The following is a 1,781-nucleotide window of genomic DNA, read 5'->3' as shown; positions in this document are numbered from 1 at the left end:
GGACCTTGCGAATAGCCCGCAAGATCTTGCGAGTCATTCGCACGATCTTATGAGCGGCTCGCGGGCTTGTATGAGCCGACTCGCAGGACCTTGCGAGTGACTCGCAAGGTTTTATGCGCGGCGCATAAAGTTGTGCGAGCCGCCCGGAAGGTTGTACGCGCACGCCGTTTGGCGCCGCTTTTGCCAAAAGAACTCTTGACAAAGCGCAAAACGCATGGTAGGCATGTCGCCCAATTACGCTTTTACCGCAGGAGAGTTAGTTTAATATGGAAAACACCATTATGGACAAGATTCGATCAGGACAGTCATTTTTATACCGCGAAGGCGGGCTTCCGAGCATGATTATTGAGGCGCGCATGATAGAATTATTCGTCCCTGCTTTTTGTAAAGGGATATTAGGATGAAACGCATCTGTACGTTCTGCGCGGTGTTTTCGGTAATCGCATCGGGGCTGTTTTCTCAGGAATCGTCAAATAACAGGCAGGGCGAAAATTATATTGCCGCTATTTCCGTTTCGGGGTTAAAGCGGACAAAACCGCATATCATAGAGAGACCGCTGCAAAGGTTTATCGGGCAGCCCGCTGAAACTATAGACACAAATGAAGTCATTGCGGTTTTGAAAGGCTTCGGCGCTGTCGAACCGCTGACTGTCGAGATTGAAGACAGTAAAACACCCGGCTCCGGCAACGGTAAAGTTCTCGCCGTTACCGTGCGCGAAAAATGGTCTGTTTTCCCCATACCGTTTTTCGGCGTCAGTTCAAGCAGTTGGGCAGCGGGCGGCGCGTTTATGGACACAAACGCGTTCGGCTTAAACGACACCATGATGCTCGTCGGGAGCTGCGGCACCGGCGGCTGGATGGCGAATGTCATGTTTATCGACACGCCAAACGCTGTCGGCGATTTCGGCTGGAGCCTTATGGGAATGTTTTTTTATCAGGACAAAGAAAGCACGGATCAATACAGCGAGGTTTTAAGACGGTTTAATTCAGTTTCAATAAACCCTGCTTTTGGAGTATCCTACAAACTGGCGGAATGGATAACGCCGAATATCACTGTTTCTTACCGGAATGTCCTGCTGCGCGATACGGCAAACCCAAAGAATGCGCCGGAAGACGGCGTTCAAGGAATCACCTTTTCGCCGGGAATCGCCGTTCAGCGCGATACCTGGGACGGCTATTTTCTGAACGGAATAAACGCTTCCCTCAAGTATAGCTATACCTTTGTGATAGGCGAGGATGACGTCCACGCGCTGTCGCTGAACGCCGCGGTGAATCGCTCAGTCATTCCCAGACTGCGGCTTATATCAAAAACCGCAGTCATATTCGCCACGTCGTCGAGCTCGCCGTTTTTTGATTCCTCGTCCGTTAATTCCGCGGTCAGTATTTTCCCCCAGACATATTCCGCCGCTGATTTTTCAGGTATTTCTGTAGGCATGGAACAATTTTTGTGTAAGTTTTCATTCGCGTCTGTTTCGCTGTCCGCCGCGTATCAGGCTGCGTATTCAAACGGGGAATTGCTGTGCAACCAATTTGACCACGGGGCAGTTGCGCTGCTGCAAATGTATTTCAGCAGGGTCGCTATCCCTGGCATGGGATTAGGCGCCGCATACAACGCCGATAAAAATATATGGTCATTTGCTTTTAACCTCGGCATGATGCTTTAGCAGAAAATAAAACAGTACGGACAGCGCGTGTTGCTTTTGACGAAAATCAGCGGGAACAAACGGCGTGTTTTTGCGTGCACTGGAAAAACGCGAAAAAGGCGGGGAAAGAAGGCGTGCC

The 1,781-nt window shown here is 50.4% G+C and carries 2 protein-coding genes; both read left to right on the top strand.

What is annotated here, in order from left to right; translation table 11 throughout:
• The first annotated feature begins 266 nt into the window (after positions 1-266).
• Complete coding sequence (locus AWU74_RS11650) at positions 267-404, top strand: hypothetical protein (protein WP_187150862.1); 138 nt, start codon at positions 267-269, stop codon at positions 402-404.
• Complete coding sequence (locus tag AWU74_RS05315) at positions 401-1,663, top strand: BamA/TamA family outer membrane protein (protein ID WP_062328364.1); 1,263 nt, start codon at positions 401-403, stop codon at positions 1,661-1,663. Before AWU74_RS11650 ends, AWU74_RS05315 begins: the two co-directional genes overlap by 4 nt.
• Positions 1,664-1,781 lie beyond the last annotated feature (118 nt).

The sequence above is a fragment of the Treponema endosymbiont of Eucomonympha sp. genome, assembly GCF_001028545.1.
This window is presented reverse-complemented; position numbering and strand designations above follow the sequence as displayed.